Source organism: Stutzerimonas sp. R40042 (assembly GCF_026642215.1).
In the GTDB taxonomy this organism is placed as follows: domain Bacteria; phylum Pseudomonadota; class Gammaproteobacteria; order Pseudomonadales; family Pseudomonadaceae; genus Stutzerimonas; species Stutzerimonas frequens.
This window is the reverse complement of the sequence record NZ_CP113258.1, coordinates 4,287,962-4,304,177: the sequence shown is the minus strand read 5'-3', so window position 1 is coordinate 4,304,177 and position 16,216 is coordinate 4,287,962. Positions and strand designations below refer to the sequence as shown.

The window sequence follows — 16,216 nt, the reverse complement described above, 5'->3', positions numbered from 1 at the left end:
CAGGCCATTCAGTCATTGCCCCGGCCACCCTCGGTAGGGGAAAATGGCCGCCTTTTTCCAGGTACACCCCCGCAGGAGATTCAGCGATGCCCAGCCGTCGTGAGCGAGCCAATGCCATCCGCGCACTCAGCATGGATGCCGTGCAGAAAGCCAACAGCGGCCATCCCGGTGCCCCCATGGGCATGGCGGACATCGCCGAAGTGCTCTGGCGCGACCACCTGAAGCACAGCCCGACCAACCCTCAGTGGGCCGACCGCGACCGCTTCGTGCTGTCCAACGGCCATGGCTCGATGCTGATCTACTCGCTGCTGCACCTGACCGGCTACGACCTGTCCATCGATGACCTGAAGAACTTCCGCCAGCTGCACAGCAAGACCCCGGGCCACCCGGAGTTCGGCTACACCGCCGGCGTCGAGACCACCACCGGCCCGCTGGGTCAGGGTCTGGCCAATGCCGTCGGCTTCGCCCTGGCGGAGAAGGTCATGGCCGCGCAGTTCAACCGCCCCGGCCACGAGATCGTCGACCACAACACCTACGTGTTCCTCGGCGACGGCTGCATGATGGAAGGCATCAGCCACGAGGTCTGCTCGCTGGCCGGCACCTTGGGGCTGAACAAGCTGATCGCCTTCTACGATGACAACGGCATCTCCATCGATGGCGAGGTGCATGGCTGGTTCACCGACGACACCCCGCGTCGCTTCGAGGCCTACGGCTGGCAGGTGATCCGCAATGTCGACGGCCATGACGCCGACGAGATTCAGATGGCGCTGGAAACCGCGCGCAAGAGCGACCAGCCGACACTGATCTGCTGCAAGACCATCATCGGCTTCGGCTCGCCGAACAAGCAGGGCAAGGAGGAGTCCCACGGCGCTGCCCTGGGCGATGCCGAAATCGCCCTGACCCGCGAAGCGCTGGGCTGGAACCACCCGCCGTTCGAAATCCCCGCCGAGATCTACGCCGAGTGGGATGCCAAGCAGAAGGGCGCCGATGCGGAAAACGAGTGGAACAAGCGCTTCGCTGCCTACGAGACCGAGTTCCCGGCACTGGCCGCTGAATTCAAACGCCGCATGGCCGGCGAGCTGCCGGCGGACTTCGCCGAGAAGGCCAGCGAGTTCATCCGTGAAGTCGCCACCAAGGGCGAAACCATCGCCAGCCGCAAGGCCAGTCAGAACTGCCTGAACGCCTTCGGCCCGCTGCTGCCGGAGCTGCTCGGCGGCTCGGCGGACCTGGCCGGCTCCAACCTGACCCTGTGGAAGGGCTGCAAGCCGGTGGTGGCCGAGGATGCCTCGGGCAACTACATGTATTACGGCGTGCGCGAGTTCGGCATGGCCGCGATCATGAACGGTGTCGCCCTGCACGGCGGCCTGATCCCCTACGGCGCGACCTTCCTGATGTTCATGGAATACGCACGCAACGCCGTGCGCATGTCGGCGCTGATGAAGCAGCGGGTGATCTACGTGTTCACCCACGACTCCATCGGCCTCGGCGAAGACGGTCCGACCCACCAGCCGGTCGAGCAGCTGGTCGCCCTGCGCACCACGCCGAACCTGGATACCTGGCGCCCGGCCGACACCGTCGAGTCCGCGGTGGCCTGGAAGCACGCGGTCGAGCGCAAGGACGGCCCGAGCGCGCTGATCTTCTCGCGGCAGAACCTGCCGTTCCATGTGCGCGACAATGAAACCGAAGCGGCCATCGCCCGCGGCGGCTACATCCTGAAGAACTGCGCCGGCGAGCCGGAGCTGATCCTGATCGCCACCGGTTCGGAAGTCAGCCTGGCGGTGCAGGCTGCCGACAAGCTGACCGAGCAGGGCCGCAAGGTGCGCGTCGTCTCGATGCCCTGCACCAGCGTGTTCGACGCCCAGGACGCGGCCTACAAGCAGCAGGTACTGCCGGTGGAAGTCGGTGCGCGCATCGCCATCGAGGCGGCCCACGCGGACTACTGGTACAAGTACGTCGGTCTCGACGGCCGCATCATCGGCATGACCACCTACGGCGAGTCGGCCCCGGCCGGTCAGCTGTTCGAGGAATTCGGCTTCACCGTCGACAACATCCTCTCGGTGGCCGAAGAGCTGCTGGAAGACTAAATCGAGCGGCGGTGGATGACCCTGGTCATCCACCCTACGTCACGCCACCTTGCGTAGGGTGGAAAACCCGCGCGGTGGTTTTCCACCGCCAGGACCGACGATTCCCATGGCCAACGCCCGTCCCTATCGCGTCGCCCTCAACGGTTACGGCCGCATCGGTCGCTGCGTGCTGCGTGCCTTCTATGAGCGCGGCGCTGCCTTCAATTTCCAGTTCGTTGCCCTCAACGACCTGGCCGACATGGCCAGCCTGGAATACCTCACCCGCTTCGATTCCACTCATGGTCGTTTCCCCGGCGAAGTGGGCGTGGACGGCGATTGTCTGCATCTGAACGGGCACTGCGTGAAGGTGCTGCGCGAGTCGACGCCGGAAGCCATCGATTGGCGCGCGCTCGACGTCGATCTGGTGCTGGAGTGCTCCGGCGCGTATACCAGCCGTGCCGATGGCGAGCGCTTCCTTGCGGCGGGTGTGCCGCGGGTACTGTTTTCCCAGCCGATGGCCAGCGCGGCGGATGTCGACGCCACGGTGGTGATGGGCATCAATCAGGGGCAGCTGACGGGTTCCGAGCGGCTGGTGTCCAACGCCTCCTGCACCACCAACTGCGGTGTGCCGTTGCTCAAGCTGCTCAACGATGCGGTGGGCATCGAGTTCGCCTCGATCACCACCATCCATTCGGCGATGAACGACCAGCCGGTGATCGACGCCTACCATCACGATGACCTGCGCCGCACTCGCTCGGCCTTCCAGTCGGTGATTCCGGTGTCCACCGGCCTGGCAAAAGGCATCGAACGCCTGCTGCCGGAACTCTCCGGGCGGATTCAGGCCAAAGCCGTGCGGGTGCCGACGGTGAACGTCTCCTGCCTGGACATCACGCTGCAGACGGCGCGCGATACCGATGCGCAGACCATCAACAAGGTGCTGCGCGAGGCCGCCGAAAGCGGCCCGTTGCAGGGGTTGCTGGCCTACACGGAATTGCCGCATGCCAGTTGCGACTTCAACCACGACCCGCATTCGGCGATCGTCGACGGCAGCCTGACCCGTGCCTCCGGCCCGCGCCTGGTGAACCTGCTGGCCTGGTTCGACAACGAATGGGGGTTCGCCAACCGCATGCTCGACGTCACCGACCATTACCTGCGCGTGGCCCATCGCCCGTAGCGGCACGCGCTTGCAACATCGCTGCTTCTCGACCTTAAGGAAGACCAACATGACCGTTTTGAAGATGACCGATCTCGACCTCCAGGGTAAGCGCGTGCTGATCCGCGAGGACCTCAACGTGCCGGTGAAGGATGGCGCGGTGAAGAGCGATGCGCGCATCCTGGCCTCGTTGCCGACCATCAAGCTGGCGCTGGAGAAAGGCGCTGCGGTGCTGGTCTGCTCGCACCTGGGCCGTCCGGAAGAGGGCGTCTACAGTGAGGAAGACAGCCTCAAGCCGGTCGCCGACTACCTCTCCAAGGCCCTCGGCCGTAAGGTGCCGCTGGTCAAGGATTACCTGGACGGTGTCGAGGTCAAGCCGGGTGAGCTGGTCCTGCTGGAGAACGTGCGCTTCAACAAGGGCGAGAAGAAGAACACCGACGAGCTGGCGCAGCAGTACGCTGCCCTCTGCGACGTCTTCGTCATGGATGCCTTCGGCACCGCTCATCGCGCCCAGGGCTCGACTCATGGCGTGGCCAAGTTCGCCAAGGTCGCCTGTGCCGGCCCGCTGCTGGCCGCCGAGCTGGATGCGCTGGGCAAGGCGCTGGACAAGCCGCAGCGGCCGATGGTGGCCATCGTCGCCGGCTCCAAGGTATCGACCAAGCTCGACGTGTTGACCTCGCTGGCCGACATCTGCGACCAGCTGATCGTCGGCGGCGGCATCGCCAACACCTTCCTCGCCGCGGCCGGCTACAAGGTCGGCAAGTCGCTGCACGAGGCCGATCTGATCGACACCGCCAAGGCCATCGCGGCCAAGGTTGCCGTTCCGCTGCCGGTGGACGTGGTGGTCGCCAAGGAGTTCGCCGAGAGCGCCGAGGCCACGGTCAAGGCCATCGCCGACGTCGCCGACGACGACATGATCCTGGACATCGGACCGAAGACCGCGGCCATGTTCGGCGAGATGCTCAAGGCTTCGCAGACCATCCTCTGGAACGGCCCGGTGGGCGTGTTCGAGTTCGACCAGTTCGGCAACGGCACCAAGGTGCTGGCCCAGGCCATCGCCCAGAGCCCGGCGTTCTCCATTGCCGGCGGTGGCGACACCCTGGCGGCGATCGACAAGTACGGCGTGGCCGAGCAGATTTCCTACATTTCCACCGGTGGCGGCGCTTTCCTCGAGTTCGTCGAGGGCAAGGTGCTGCCGGCGGTCGAGGTGCTGGAACAGCGCGCCAGCTGATACCGATCGGGCAGCCAGTGTCGTCCTCGGTACTGGCTGCCCGCTGATGCAAGCGGCAACCCCGGCGGCTCGCCGTGGTCTTTGTTCTTATCGGAACAAGGAAAGGGGATTCCCCATGCGCTACATCGCTGTTGCCGTTTGTTGCCTGGGCCTGGCCGGTTGCGCCGGCAATTCACCGGATACCGCCTGTCAGGTGCTCGACCCGCCGCCGGTGCTCAGTCCGACCGCCGAGCATGATCAGCGCATGCAGATGCAGGCCACTGGCGATCCGACCGTCGTTACCCAGGGCGGACTGCAAGACTGTCCGGACTGATTTCGCCTCGAGGAGATGGAATGAACAAAGGCTTGCCCATGCTGCTCGCCGCGCTGCTGCTCGGCGGGTGCGGGCACTGGCAGTCCGGCCCGGACGCACCGTTCGTGCGCTGGAAGTGCCAGAGCCAGCAGCACATCGCCTGGCGCTATGCCAATGCCGAACGCAACGTCATCGATCTGAAGATCGGCGACAGCGAGCGGATTCATACGTTGCGCAAGGAACCTGCAACGCATGGCACTTTCTATAGCGATGGCGTAATCGCTTTCCATGACAGAGGCAACCAGGCGCTGGTGTATCGCGTCACCGATGACAAGGTGCTGGCCCACGGCTGCAGCGCATCGCTCATCAGCCTCTAGGCGACACGTTGCGAACGCCTCGCGGCTGCGGGGCACGAATTGAAAGCTGGCGGGACGCTGGCATTTGTCGCTCCCGCCTCTACAATGCCGCGCCCAGCGTGCGGCGCTTGAACAGCGTCGGCCACTGCGGCAGGCTCTACACGATCAAACGACCCAGACCGGGAGAAAGGAAAACATGGCACTCATCAGCATGCGCCAGATGCTCGACCACGCCGCCGAGTTCGGCTACGGCGTGCCGGCCTTCAACGTCAACAACCTCGAGCAAATGCGCGCCATCATGGAAGCGGCCGACAAGACCGATTCCCCGGTGATCGTCCAGGCTTCCGCCGGTGCGCGCAAATATGCCGGTGCGCCGTTCCTGCGTCATCTGATCCTGGCGGCGATCGAAGAATTCCCGCACATCCCGGTGTGCATGCACCAGGACCACGGCACCAGTCCGGACGTCTGCCAGCGCTCGATCCAGCTGGGTTTCAGCTCGGTGATGATGGACGGCTCGCTGAAGGCGGACGGCAAGACCCCCGCCGATTACGACTACAACGTGCGCGTGACCCAGCAGACCGTTGCCTTCGCCCATGCCTGCGGCGTTTCCGTGGAAGGTGAGCTGGGTTGCCTGGGCAGCCTGGAAACCGGCATGGCCGGTGAGGAAGATGGCGTTGGCGCCGAGGGCGTTCTCGATCACAGCCAGCTGCTGACCGATCCGGAAGAGGCTGCCGACTTCGTCGCCAAGACCAAGGTCGACGCCCTGGCCATCGCCATCGGCACCAGCCACGGCGCCTACAAGTTCACCAAGCCGCCGACCGGCGACACCCTGTCGATCCAGCGCATCAAGGAAATCCATGCGCGCATCCCGGACACCCATCTGGTGATGCACGGTTCCTCGTCGGTGCCGCAGGAGTGGCTGAAGATCATCAACGAGTACGGCGGTGAGATCGGCGAAACCTACGGCGTGCCGGTCGAGGAGATCGTCGAGGGCATCAAGTACGGCGTGCGCAAGGTCAACATCGACACCGACCTGCGTCTGGCCTCCACCGGCGCGATCCGCGAATTCCTGGCGAAGAACCCCAGCGAGTTCGACCCGCGCAAGTACCTGGCCAAGACGGTCGCCGCCATGCGCGACATCTGCATCGCCCGCTACGAAGCCTTCGGTACCGCCGGCAATGCCAGCAAGATCAAGCCGATCTCGCTGGAAGGCATGTTCCAGCGCTATGCCAATGGCGAGCTGGATCCGAAGATCAACTGATCGCTCGGACATGAAAAAGCCCGCTGATGCGGGCTTTTTCGTTTCTGCGCGCCGGCAGTGCTCAGCTGGCGAGCAGCTCCTGGATCTGGCAGCGCAGGGTATCCAGCGCGAAGGGCTTGGCCAGCACCGGCGCCGAGCGGGCAATGGGGCTGCCGGATTCGTAGATCTCGATGGGGTAGCCGCTGATGAAGATCACCTTGAGCTCTGGTCGCAGCTTGAGCGCGGGCTCGGCGATCATCACTCCGGAGACGTTGCCTGGCAGGCGGAAGTCGGTGACCAGCAGATCCAGATGTGGCTTGGTCGCCAGGATTTCGAAAGCCTTGGGCGCACTGTCCGCTTCCAGCACCTGATAGCCCTCTCCGGCCAGATAATCCGAGAGCAGGCTGAGGATATGCGGCTCGTCTTCGACGAGCAGTACGATTTTTGGCAGGGCGTGATTCATGGTGGGTCTCGATGTTGCGTTACGTGCTGCATGCCCGCCCGTAGCTTGGAGCCGGACAGGGTTTCGACAGGTTACGCGCTGCAAGTTTCAGTCCTGCGGCTGAACGGTCGTCGTGTCGGCTGCCGCTGTGCGCTGGTGCACGCTTGCGATCATACTCGACGCTTTCAGCACTGCGCTCAATGTCGACCTTAGCCGGGGGCGCCCAGCTGGGGACGCCTGGGCTGGCTCGCGGCGCCCAGCCGCGCTAGGGTTGCCCTTGATCATTCTTGCAGGAGAGACCATGAGCGACCCGTGGAGCGCGGCACAGCGCACGCTCGATCATTACCGAAGCAATGCACAGGCCTTTCGAGAGGGCACGCGCGAGCATGACGTCAGCCAGAACATTGATGCCCTTCTGCGTCACATTCGGGCCGAGCCTCCCCTGCGCATCCTTGATCTCGGCTGCGGTCCTGGGCGCGATCTCAGGGCTTTCAAGGCGCGAGGGCATGTAGCCGTAGGACTGGATGGCACCGAGGCATTCGTCGACATGGCCCGCGCCGAGAGCGGCTGTGAGGTCTGGCAACAAGACCTCTTGCAGCTGCAGCTGCCATCAGCATCGTTCGACGGTGTATTCGCCAACGCGGTGCTGTTTCATGTGCCCAGCCGTGAGCTACCTCGGGTGCTGGCGCAGCTGCACGAAACCCTGAGGCCGGACGGGGTGTTGTTCTGTTCCAATCCGCGCGGTCACAACGAGGAAGGATGGAGCGGCGACCGCTACGGCGTCTGGTACGACTGGCCTGCCTGGCGCAAGCGGTTGCTGGCTGCCGGTTTCACCGAACTGGAGCACTACTATCGTCCGGCCGGCTTGCCACGTGCCCAGCAGCCCTGGCTGGCGAGCGTCTGGCGCAAGGTTTAGCGGTAGCGCAGGCCGCAGAATGCAAGCTGCGTCACACTTCATGTTGCGTTTTGCACGGTCGGATGAAATGTGATATTTGCCTAACTCATTGTTTTATAAGAATAAAAATAATAATCCGCGGTTGGCACGAACGCTGCTCCCGTAATGTTCGCTGGAACTTTACTGGAGTACAGAACAATGACCGCTGCACAACAATTCCTCACTGCCGCTTTCCCTGAGTTCGAAGTACTCACCGAGCCACGCCCGGATGGCGGCTTGCTGCTGACCCTGCGCAACGATGACCGCACGCTGGTCAAGCGAGCGCTGTCGAAGGGGCAGACCCAGACGAAGATTCAACTCGAATGGGTCGTCAGCTCGGTTCGCCGGGATCTGGCGCTGGAGGCCGGGATGTCTCCATCCATCGCGCATTTGCAGAGCCAGAGCCGTACCGCACTGCCGACCTACGAGTACGCCTGAGCCCTTACCGGCTGCCGCCCACGCCGCAGCCCTTCGAGCCGAACGTCGCGGTTCGGCTCCTTTGCCGTGAAGCTGAAGAGGACAACACATGAACGCCATCGACCTGCTGATTGAGGACCATGAGCGCGTGAAGGACCTGCTGACGCGCTTGACCGAGTCCACCGAGCGCGCCGTGAAGACGCGCACCGATCTGCTGAGCAAGCTGGAAATGGAAGTGACCATTCACACCCAGCTCGAAGAGCAGATCCTCTATCCGGCCTACAAGGAAGCGGGCGGCAAGGAAGAACTGAAGATGTTCCACGAGGCCAAGGAAGAGCATCGCGCCGTCGATTCGCTGGTGCTACCGGATCTCAAGGCCACCGACCCCGGAAGTGTGGAATTCTCCGGGCGCGCCAAGGTATGCAAGGAACTGCTCGAGCACCATATCGAGGAGGAGGAGTCGGAGATGTTCCCGCAGGCGCGAGAACTGTTCGATGCCAAGCGACTCGAGGAGATGGGTGAGCAGATGAGCCAGTTGCGCACCCGTTTGAAGAAGGAGATGGCTGGCAAGCAGGCCGCCTGATCCGTTCGCCTGGATACCGGGATCGCCCGGCCCGGTATCCCGCTCTCCTAGCTTCCGAGCGGACCTTCGTCTTTGCTGACGTGCATCAATAATGCGACGAAGCGTCGCTGCGACCCTTGATGGCTTTATAGCATCAGCTGGTGCACTCACCACACTCAGCTGGCTGCAAGCCGGGTGTGGAAGTGTGGTTGGGCCAGCATCGACAGGGGCGGGCATGGAAGACGAGCTGAGGTCACTGCTGCATCGGGTTGGTCTGGGACTCGATCAGATCCTGACGCGCAAGCGTTTCCTACAATGGCAGACCGCTGATGCGCTGCGCCTGAATCGGCTCGCCGCGGAGCTTGAGCCGGCTCATCACGCCTTCATCGAGCGGCTCTATACGCATCTCGCCACGTTCGGCCAGCCAACGGTCATGCAGAACGATGGGATCGGCCTGGCACGTCTCAAGCAGCGTCAGCAGGATTACTACCGGCGACTCTGGAACGGCCCGTACGAACGTGACTACGTGCGCGACCGCCTGTTGGTCGGCCTGGTGCACCAGCGCGTCGGTGTCGATCTGGAATGGTATCTCGGCGCTTACCGGCTGTACCTGTCGGACATGCTGCGGGCGCTGCTGGGCGAAGGCGAGCAGCAGGCGGCCTATGACAGCCTGCTGAAGATCGTCTTCTTCGACATGATTCTGGCCATCGACACCTACAGCGCCGCTCAGCGGCACGCGGTGGAAGACAGCGAGGCGCGTCTGACCCGCGCCTTGCGTGGCTCCGAAGACGGCATCTGGGAATGGGACATCGAGCATGACCAGCTGCACCTGTCCGAGCGCTGGACCGCCATGCTGGAAATGCCGTCGCAGCCCGACTACACCAGCCGCGACTGGTTCGGACGGGTGCATCCAGACGACTTGCCGGGCCTGCGCGAGGCCATCGCCGATCATCTCAACGGACACACCGCCTCGCTGACCTACGAGTACCGGGTGCGCACCGAACGCGGTGAGTACCTCTGGGTGCTGCTGCGCGGCGTCGCCGAGCGCTGCGAGCTGGGCACGCTGCGCCTGGCCGGTTCGCAGACCGACATCAGCGCACGTAAGGCGGCCGAGGAATGTCTGCGGCATGCGGCGCGCCATGATTCGCTGACCGGGCTGGCCAACCGCCTGCACCTGGAAGAGCTGCTCAAGGAGGTTCAGCAACGCCCGCATGGGCGTGCCGCCGCGTTGCTCTTCGTCGATCTGGACCGTTTCAAGCTGATCAACGACAGCCTCGGACATGGCGCCGGCGACCAGGTGCTGGTCGAAGTGGCGCAGCGGCTGCTGCGCTGCCTGCGGCCGGGCGATCACCTGGCGCGTTTCGGCGGTGACGAATTTGTCGCCCTGCTCGGCGATCTGGCCTGCGAGGCCGACGCCGAGCGGGTTGCCCAGCGCATGCTGGTTGCCCTGCGCGAGCCGCTGCAGCTGGGCGAGCGCACCCTGTCGGTCAGCGCCAGCATCGGCATCGCGCCGTTGCAACGCGACGGGCAGGCACTCAATGCCCTGCAGGCGGCGGATCTGGCGCTGTACCGGGCCAAGAGCGCCGGCAAGGACCAGTTCGCGCTGTTCTGCGATGGTCTGCACAGCAAGGCGGCTCGCCAGCTGGAACTCGAAAGCGCATTGGCGCAGGCGCTGACCCGCGGCGAATTCACCTTGCACTTTCAGCCGATCTGCCGGGTGGTTGGCGATCAACCCTATCTGCTTGGCGTCGAGGCACTGTTGCGCTGGCGCTTCAATGACAAGGCAGTGGCGCCCAACGAATTCATTCCGGTGCTGGAGGAGTCGCGCGAGATCGTCCGGGTCGGAGAGTGGGTGCTGCGCGAAGCCTGCCGGCAGGTCCGCCGCTGGCAGCAGGCGGGACAGCCTCTGCTGTACTGCGCGGTCAATCTGTCGATACGTCAGCTGCAGCAGGTTGATTTCGCCGAGCTGCTGGCGCGCGTACTGCAAGAAACCGGGCTGCCGCCGCAGAGTCTGCTGCTGGAGATCACCGAAACGCTGCTGATGCACGACAGCGAGATGATGCTCAGTTGCCTGCGCGAGATCGCGGCGCTGGGCGTGCGTCTGGCGCTGGACGATTTCGGCACCGGCTACTGTTCGCTCGGCTACCTGAAGCGCTACCCGCTGCATGTCCTGAAAGTCGATCGCAGCTTCATTGCCGCGGCGCCGGCAGATACCGATTCGGTGGCGATCAGTCGGGCGATCATCGGGCTCGGCCAGAGCCTGGGCCTTGCGGTGGTCGCCGAGGGCGTGGAGCGGTGCGAGCAGGTGGTCTTTCTCGGCGCCGAGGGTTGTCGGACCATCCAGGGCTACTGGCTCAGCCCGCCGCGCCCGGCGGCGGAGTTGCAGCGGCTGTTCGACGGCGAGCGTTGTCTGGACGGCCTGTGGAGCCTGCGGCGTCCGGCAGCAGCGGAGCGCCTGTCAACTGAGACCCTGTCGGGCTGATCGAGCTGCGCTGCGGATAACCGACCAGGCGGGCAGGGCACTCTTGCGCCAAGACAGGGTCAACCTTCTGTGAATCTGACGATTCAAGCGATTGCCGGCCACCCGCCGGTTCACTCTGAAGGAGGTTAATCATGCGTCTTAGCTATCTGCTGCCCCCCGTGCTCGGACTTCTGCTGGTAGGTTGCGGTCCGGATGAAGACCGCGAGCGCGAGCCGACTCCGCCGCCGGCGACTACCGAGCAGCCTGCCGCGCCTTCCACCAGCACCACCACGCCGCCTGCAGACACCGGCACTGGTACCGGCACCGCACCAAGCACCGGAACTGGCACCGGCACTTCCGGCGGCATGGCAACCCCACCGGCCGACAACGGCAGTGGTCTGGGCACCGAGTCCGGTTCGGGCACCGCACCGAGCACTGGCACCGGCACTTCCCAGTAACCGCCGAGCATCTGATCCAGGCGCCTCCGCACATGCGGGGGTGCCCTCAACCGGAGACGAAGATGAAGCCGATACATGCCTTGGCCGGCGCGCTGGCTGCCCTCACATTGCTGGGCTGCTCGCCGGACGATGAAAGATCTGCCTACGACAACAACACCCGCAACCAGCAGGAATATCAGAACACCGCGACCGACCCGGCGGGGCCGCGGGAGATTTCGCCACCCTCCAACCGGACCAACGAGTAATCCGGGCGGCCTGCTCCGGCAGCGTCCGCTAGACGAACTGGCCGGCGGCGTGGCCGGATGCCCAGGCCCACTGGAAGTTGAACCCGCCCAAGTGGCCGGTAACGTCCAGTACCTCGCCGACGAAGTACAGCCCTGGCGACTTCTGCGATTCCATGGTCTTGGACGATACTTCGCGGGTATCCACCCCGCCCAGCGTGACCTCCGCCGTCCGGTAACCCTCAGTCCCCGCGGGTACCAGCTGCCAGTCCGCCAGTTTGTTCGCGATCGCCTCCAGCTCACTGGGCCCGTACTGCTTCAACGGTCGCGAGTCAAACCAGTGCTCGCACAGCAGCCCGGCCATCTTGCGCGTGAAGACTTCGCCGAGCAGCGTTTTCAGTTCGATGTTCGGCCGTTCCTGCTTCTGCGCCACCAGCCATTCGCCGAGTTCGAGATGCGGTAGCAGATTGATGTGCACCACGTCGCCCGGCTGCCAGAACGACGAGATCTGCAGGATCGCCGGTCCGGACAGGCCGCGATGGGTGAACAGGATGTTCTCGCGAAAGCTCTGCCCGTTGCAGCTGACCAGGCAATCCTCCACCGAGGTGCCGGACAGTTCGCTACAGATGGTCTTGAGTTGCGGGTCGGTGATGGTGAATGGCACCAGCCCTGCGCGGGTCGGCAGCACGTTGTGGCCGAACTGGCGGGCGATCTGGTAGCCGAAGCCGCTGGCGCCCAACGTCGGGATCGACAGCCCGCCGGTGGCAATCACCAGCGACTGGCAGCGCACCGAGCCGATGCCGGTCTGCAGCGCATACCCCTGATCGAGCCGCTCGATCGCCGTCACGGCGGTGTCCAGGCGCAGATCGACTCCGGCCCGCACGCATTCGTCCAGCAGCATCTCCAGGATGTCGCTGGATTTGTTATCGCAGAACAGCTGGCCGAGCTTCTTCTCGTGATAGGGCACGCCGTGGCGGCTGACCATCTCGATGAAGTCCCACTGGGTGTAGCGCGCCAGCGCGGACTTGCAGAAGTGCGAGTTGCTGGAGAGGAAATTCGACGGCTCGGTATAGAGGTTGGTGAAGTTACAGCGCCCGCCGCCGGACATGAGGATCTTCTTGCCGGCCTTGTTGGCGTGGTCCAGCAGCAAGACCTGGCGGCCCCGTGCAGCGGCGGTGAAGGCACACATAAGGCCGGCGGCGCCGGCGCCGATAACCACCACGTCAGTCTGCACCAATGCGCACCTCGTTCGAAAACGCGCGATGGTACTCCGCTCGCGGTTTCGCTGCAGCCCGGCATCCGACGAGGCGCCGACGTCAATCGACCTGCGTTGTGTTCTGATGGGCTGATAGCGCTTTGCCAGAAGGGTGGGTGGACGTGATGGTCATGCGACGATTGATCGGACTGATGCTGCTGCTGGCAAGCGCTTCGCTGCCGGCGGAGGTGCTTCGTCTGGCCGGCAACGTCTGGCCGCCCTATACGGATAAGAGCCTGCCCGGAGAAGGGCTGTCCGTCGAGCTGATCCGCACCGCGCTGGAACGCGGGGGCTACCGGGTCGAGTACATCGATGTGCCCTGGGAGCGCGCACTGTTCGGCCTGCGCAGCGGTAGCTACGACATGGTCAATGGCTGGCCGACGCTCAAGCGCGTCGACTACACGCTGAGCTCCCGCCCGTTTCTGGTCAACCGGATGCGCTGGGTCCAGCGACGCGGAAGCGACTTTCGCTATGACGGCCTCGATAGCCTGATCGGCCATCCGATCGCCTTGAGCCGGGGCTACATGTACAGCGACGAACTGGACGACAACACGCGGTTGCAAAAGGGCTACGCTGCCAGTTTCGTCCAGGCGGCGGCGATGGTGCTTGCCGGCCGCGTCGACTTGACGCTGGAGGATGAGCGCACCGTACTGTTCCATCTCGAGCGCGAGCTGGGCCATGAGCGGGATGAACTCTCCTTCGTCCCCGGTGAGTTCAGGCGGGCCGGGCTGTCCTTGGTGGTGCGCAGCGACCACCCGCAGGCGGCCGACATCGTGGCGACCTTCGAGCGTGAGATCGCCGCGATGGTCGAGGACGGTAGCTACGCGGCGATCTTTCGCCGCCACGCCATGCCCGCCCCGGAGGCGTTGCCCCGGTACTAACGCTGAACCGGCTGCTGCTTGATCAGGTGCGCGGCCATGCTGCGCAGCGGCGCCAGCTGACGGCAGATCAGCCCGAGCTGGGTCTGCACCAGGCGATGGGCATCGTCCATCTCCTCCGGTATCTGTTCGAGCTGCTGCGCCAGGGCTTCTTCCTCTTCGCTGTAGATGGCCACGGGTTCGTTCTGTGCCAGCGCCTTGGCCAGATCGTCGAGGCTCGCTGCCAGCTGCCCTGCGGCGCGCTCGAGCAGCGCATCGCTGGCATCATCAGGCAGGCTTTCGCGATGGGCGCCGAGGCCGGACAGGTAGTTCAGCAGGGTGTGCGAGAGGATCAGAAAGCGAAAGCCGGTCTCGGCATCCTTGCGGAAGTGGCCGGGCTCCAGAAGCATGTTGGAGAGGGTGGTCGACAGCGCGGCATCGGCGTTGTGGGCGTTGCGCCGGGCCAGGCGGTAGGCCAGGTCGTCGTGCTTGCCGCTGTCGTACTGGCGCATGATCTGGCGCAGGTAGTCGCTGTTGCAGCTGAGGGTGTTGGCGACCACCTGGTTCAGACGCCGGCCTTGCCAGTCCGGCAGGATCAGGAACACCGCGGCGGCTGCGATCAGGCTGCCGAGCAGGGTATCGAACAGCCGCGGCCAGATCAGCCCGTAGCCATCGCCGACCTGGTTGAAGCAGAACAGCACCATCAGCGTGATCGCCGCCGTGGCCAGGGTGTAGCGCGTGCTGCGGGTGGCGAAGAACACCACTCCGGCGACCACGGCGAACAGTGCCTGCACCGGCTGGCTGGGGAACAGATCGAACAGCGCCCAGCCGACCACCAGGCCGAGCACGGTGCCGCTGATCCGCTGCACCAGCTTGATCCGGGTGGCGCCATAGTTGGGTTGGCAGACGAATACGGTGGTCAGCAGCACCCAGTAGCCCTGCTCGGGATGGATGGCGTGCAGCGCGGCGTAACCCGCGACCAGGGCGACGGCCATGCGCAGGGCGTGGCGGAACAGCAGGGACGTCGGCGTCAGCTGCAGGCGGATGCGGTTGAATGCCTCGCGCAGCGTCTGCGGTTGGCGATCCAGCAGGCTGCTGTCCTGCGTGCCTTCCAGCGCGGCGGGGTCGCTGGCACTGGCGAGCTGGCGCTGCAGGGTGGAGAGGTTGCTCGACAGCGCACGCAGCGAGCGCAGCAGGCCGCGCCAGGCCGGGTTGTTCTGCTCGCGCAGGTGCTCCAACGACGCTTGCAGGTCCTCCAGTGCCTGCCCATTGGCCTCGCTGTAGCGAAACGTCTGGCGCAGCTGGATGGCCTCGCCGAGTTCGCTGCAGGCGCTGGCCTGCAGACGCAGCAGGCGCTGGCAGCGAAACAGCACGTCGCTGTGGAAGAAGGCTTCGGCCAGGGCCTGGTAGGGGTAGTGCGAAGAGCTGACACGCTCGTGCAGGTCCTGGGCGAGGAAGTACAGCTTCAGGTAGTGATTGATCTTGCTGCCGGGGCGACCACTGCCCAGGCGGTGCAGCAGGGTTTCCTTGGCCGCATTCAGGGCGCTGACCACCCGGCCGTTCTGCTGCGCCAGCTCGAGCCGGCGCTGTTCGACGTCCAGCTGGCGCACCGGCTCGAACAGCGCGGCCTTGTAGCGGAAATACAGGCCCAGCTCGCGATACAACCGCGCCAGGCTCTGCTGCACCGGTTGGTGCGCAAACAGCGCGTTCCAGCATACCGACAGCAGGCCATACCAGGCGGCGCCGGCCACCAGCAGCAGCGGGTCGCGCCAGAACTGCTGCAACTCGCCGTTGCGCTGGTCGGCGGCGATCATGCTGTAGATGGAGAGGATCAGCGTGGCCTGGGCGATCGCGCCGTAGCGTTCGCCAAGCGCACCGAGCATGACCAGGGCGAAGGTGGACAACGCCAGGCCGGCGACGAACAGCCACGGATAGGGAAACAGCAACTCGACGGCTACCGCGGCGATGCTGAAGCACAGCAGGGTCACCAGCAACGCGCTGAGCCGGCCCAGCCAGCTGTCGTCGGTCTCCGCCAGGGCGCTGGCGATGATTCCGAGGAACAGCGGGATGATCAGCGACGGCTGTCCGAGATACCAGCTCAGGCCCATGCTGCCGGCCATGGCGATCAGCACGCGCAGGCTGTAGCCGAACTTCTCCAGCGCCCAGAGGCGCCGCAGTGACTGGCGGAACGAGGATTGCGGCATCTATCGGTCCATCAAGGTGGCAGCGGATTGGACGGTCGCGCTCTTGCGGCTGTCACGGTAGCGATCTTGC

The 16,216-nt window shown here is 64.8% G+C and carries 16 protein-coding genes; 13 read left to right on the top strand and 3 right to left on the bottom strand.

Translation table 11 applies throughout. From position 1 onward, the window contains the following. Positions 1–86: 86 nt before the first annotated feature. From tkt to fba, 6 genes are all read left to right on the top strand, one after another. Complete coding sequence (gene tkt, locus OUY36_RS20255) at positions 87–2,084, top strand: transketolase (protein WP_267935776.1); 1,998 nt, start codon at positions 87–89, stop codon at positions 2,082–2,084. Between the two features lie 106 nt (positions 2,085–2,190). Continuing rightward, entirely contained in the window at positions 2,191–3,237 is a 1,047-nt protein-coding gene (epd, locus tag OUY36_RS20250; protein WP_267935774.1) for an erythrose-4-phosphate dehydrogenase, read from the top strand. 49 nt (positions 3,238–3,286) lie between these two features. Then, entirely contained in the window at positions 3,287–4,447 is a 1,161-nt protein-coding gene (locus OUY36_RS20245; protein ID WP_267935773.1) for a phosphoglycerate kinase, read from the top strand. Positions 4,448–4,562: 115 nt separating this feature from the next. Next, entirely contained in the window at positions 4,563–4,760 is a 198-nt protein-coding gene (locus OUY36_RS20240) for a hypothetical protein (protein ID WP_013984292.1), read from the top strand. Positions 4,761–4,780: 20 nt separating this feature from the next. Continuing rightward, on the top strand, positions 4,781–5,116 hold the full coding sequence (locus OUY36_RS20235) for an MliC family protein (RefSeq protein WP_063540728.1): 336 nt from the start codon (positions 4,781–4,783) through the stop codon (positions 5,114–5,116). Between the two features lie 175 nt (positions 5,117–5,291). After that, positions 5,292–6,356, top strand: coding sequence for a class II fructose-bisphosphate aldolase (fba, locus tag OUY36_RS20230; RefSeq protein ID WP_102838865.1), 1,065 nt, complete (start codon positions 5,292–5,294; stop codon positions 6,354–6,356). 61 nt (positions 6,357–6,417) lie between these two features. Here fba and OUY36_RS20225 read toward each other — a convergent pair whose 3' ends face one another. Next, complete coding sequence (locus tag OUY36_RS20225; RefSeq protein WP_063540730.1) at positions 6,418–6,798, bottom strand: response regulator; 381 nt, start codon at positions 6,796–6,798, stop codon at positions 6,418–6,420. 280 nt (positions 6,799–7,078) lie between these two features. On the opposite strand from OUY36_RS20225, the gene OUY36_RS20220 reads away from it, so the two are divergent. From OUY36_RS20220 to OUY36_RS20195, 6 genes are all read left to right on the top strand, one after another. Further along, positions 7,079–7,693: a class I SAM-dependent methyltransferase gene (locus OUY36_RS20220; protein WP_267935772.1), complete on the top strand. Its 615-nt coding sequence runs from the start codon at positions 7,079–7,081 to the stop codon at positions 7,691–7,693. 177 nt (positions 7,694–7,870) lie between these two features. Then, positions 7,871–8,149: a DUF3509 domain-containing protein gene (locus OUY36_RS20215; protein WP_063540732.1), complete on the top strand. Its 279-nt coding sequence runs from the start codon at positions 7,871–7,873 to the stop codon at positions 8,147–8,149. Between the two features lie 88 nt (positions 8,150–8,237). Beyond that, complete coding sequence (locus OUY36_RS20210; protein ID WP_063540733.1) at positions 8,238–8,711, top strand: hemerythrin domain-containing protein; 474 nt, start codon at positions 8,238–8,240, stop codon at positions 8,709–8,711. A 214-nt stretch (positions 8,712–8,925) separates the two neighbouring features. Continuing rightward, positions 8,926–11,172: a putative bifunctional diguanylate cyclase/phosphodiesterase gene (locus tag OUY36_RS20205; protein WP_267935771.1), complete on the top strand. Its 2,247-nt coding sequence runs from the start codon at positions 8,926–8,928 to the stop codon at positions 11,170–11,172. Between the two features lie 131 nt (positions 11,173–11,303). Further along, positions 11,304–11,609 (top strand): hypothetical protein, encoded by a 306-nt coding sequence (locus OUY36_RS20200; protein WP_110778864.1) that lies wholly within the window; start codon positions 11,304–11,306, stop codon positions 11,607–11,609. A gap of 62 nt (positions 11,610–11,671) precedes the next feature. After that, on the top strand, positions 11,672–11,854 hold the full coding sequence (locus OUY36_RS20195; RefSeq protein WP_102838861.1) for a hypothetical protein: 183 nt from the start codon (positions 11,672–11,674) through the stop codon (positions 11,852–11,854). Between the two features lie 28 nt (positions 11,855–11,882). Here the strand turns inward: OUY36_RS20195 and OUY36_RS20190 are convergent, their stop codons facing one another. Then, entirely contained in the window at positions 11,883–13,067 is a 1,185-nt protein-coding gene (locus OUY36_RS20190; RefSeq protein ID WP_267935770.1) for an NAD(P)/FAD-dependent oxidoreductase, read from the bottom strand. A 134-nt stretch (positions 13,068–13,201) separates the two neighbouring features. Here OUY36_RS20190 and OUY36_RS20185 point away from each other — a divergent pair, with 134 nt between their 5' ends. Next, positions 13,202–13,966 (top strand): substrate-binding periplasmic protein, encoded by a 765-nt coding sequence (locus OUY36_RS20185; protein ID WP_267935769.1) that lies wholly within the window; start codon positions 13,202–13,204, stop codon positions 13,964–13,966. Here the strand turns inward: OUY36_RS20185 and yccS are convergent. Next, entirely contained in the window at positions 13,963–16,146 is a 2,184-nt protein-coding gene (gene yccS, locus OUY36_RS20180) for a YccS family putative transporter (protein ID WP_267935767.1), read from the bottom strand. The genes OUY36_RS20185 and yccS overlap by 4 nt on opposite strands. Positions 16,147–16,216: the final 70 nt, after the last annotated feature.

Excerpts from the sequence above, each read along its gene's own strand:
- OUY36_RS20210 (WP_063540733.1), top strand. The coding sequence starts at position 8,238 with ATGAACGCCATCGACCTGCTGATTGAGGACCATGAGCGCGTGAAGGAC.
- fba (WP_102838865.1), top strand. The coding sequence starts at position 5,292 with ATGGCACTCATCAGCATGCGCCAGATGCTCGACCACGCCGCCGAGTTC.
- OUY36_RS20215 (WP_063540732.1), top strand. The coding sequence starts at position 7,871 with ATGACCGCTGCACAACAATTCCTCACTGCCGCTTTCCCTGAGTTCGAA.
- OUY36_RS20195 (WP_102838861.1), top strand. The coding sequence starts at position 11,672 with ATGAAGCCGATACATGCCTTGGCCGGCGCGCTGGCTGCCCTCACATTG.
- yccS (WP_267935767.1), bottom strand. The coding sequence starts at position 16,146 with ATGCCGCAATCCTCGTTCCGCCAGTCACTGCGGCGCCTCTGGGCGCTG.
- tkt (WP_267935776.1), top strand. The coding sequence starts at position 87 with ATGCCCAGCCGTCGTGAGCGAGCCAATGCCATCCGCGCACTCAGCATG.
- OUY36_RS20225 (WP_063540730.1), bottom strand. The coding sequence starts at position 6,798 with ATGAATCACGCCCTGCCAAAAATCGTACTGCTCGTCGAAGACGAGCCG.
- OUY36_RS20245 (WP_267935773.1), top strand. The coding sequence starts at position 3,287 with ATGACCGTTTTGAAGATGACCGATCTCGACCTCCAGGGTAAGCGCGTG.
- OUY36_RS20240 (WP_013984292.1), top strand. The coding sequence starts at position 4,563 with ATGCGCTACATCGCTGTTGCCGTTTGTTGCCTGGGCCTGGCCGGTTGC.
- OUY36_RS20200 (WP_110778864.1), top strand. The coding sequence starts at position 11,304 with ATGCGTCTTAGCTATCTGCTGCCCCCCGTGCTCGGACTTCTGCTGGTA.
- OUY36_RS20220 (WP_267935772.1), top strand. The coding sequence starts at position 7,079 with ATGAGCGACCCGTGGAGCGCGGCACAGCGCACGCTCGATCATTACCGA.
- epd (WP_267935774.1), top strand. The coding sequence starts at position 2,191 with ATGGCCAACGCCCGTCCCTATCGCGTCGCCCTCAACGGTTACGGCCGC.
- OUY36_RS20235 (WP_063540728.1), top strand. The coding sequence starts at position 4,781 with ATGAACAAAGGCTTGCCCATGCTGCTCGCCGCGCTGCTGCTCGGCGGG.
- OUY36_RS20205 (WP_267935771.1), top strand. The coding sequence starts at position 8,926 with ATGGAAGACGAGCTGAGGTCACTGCTGCATCGGGTTGGTCTGGGACTC.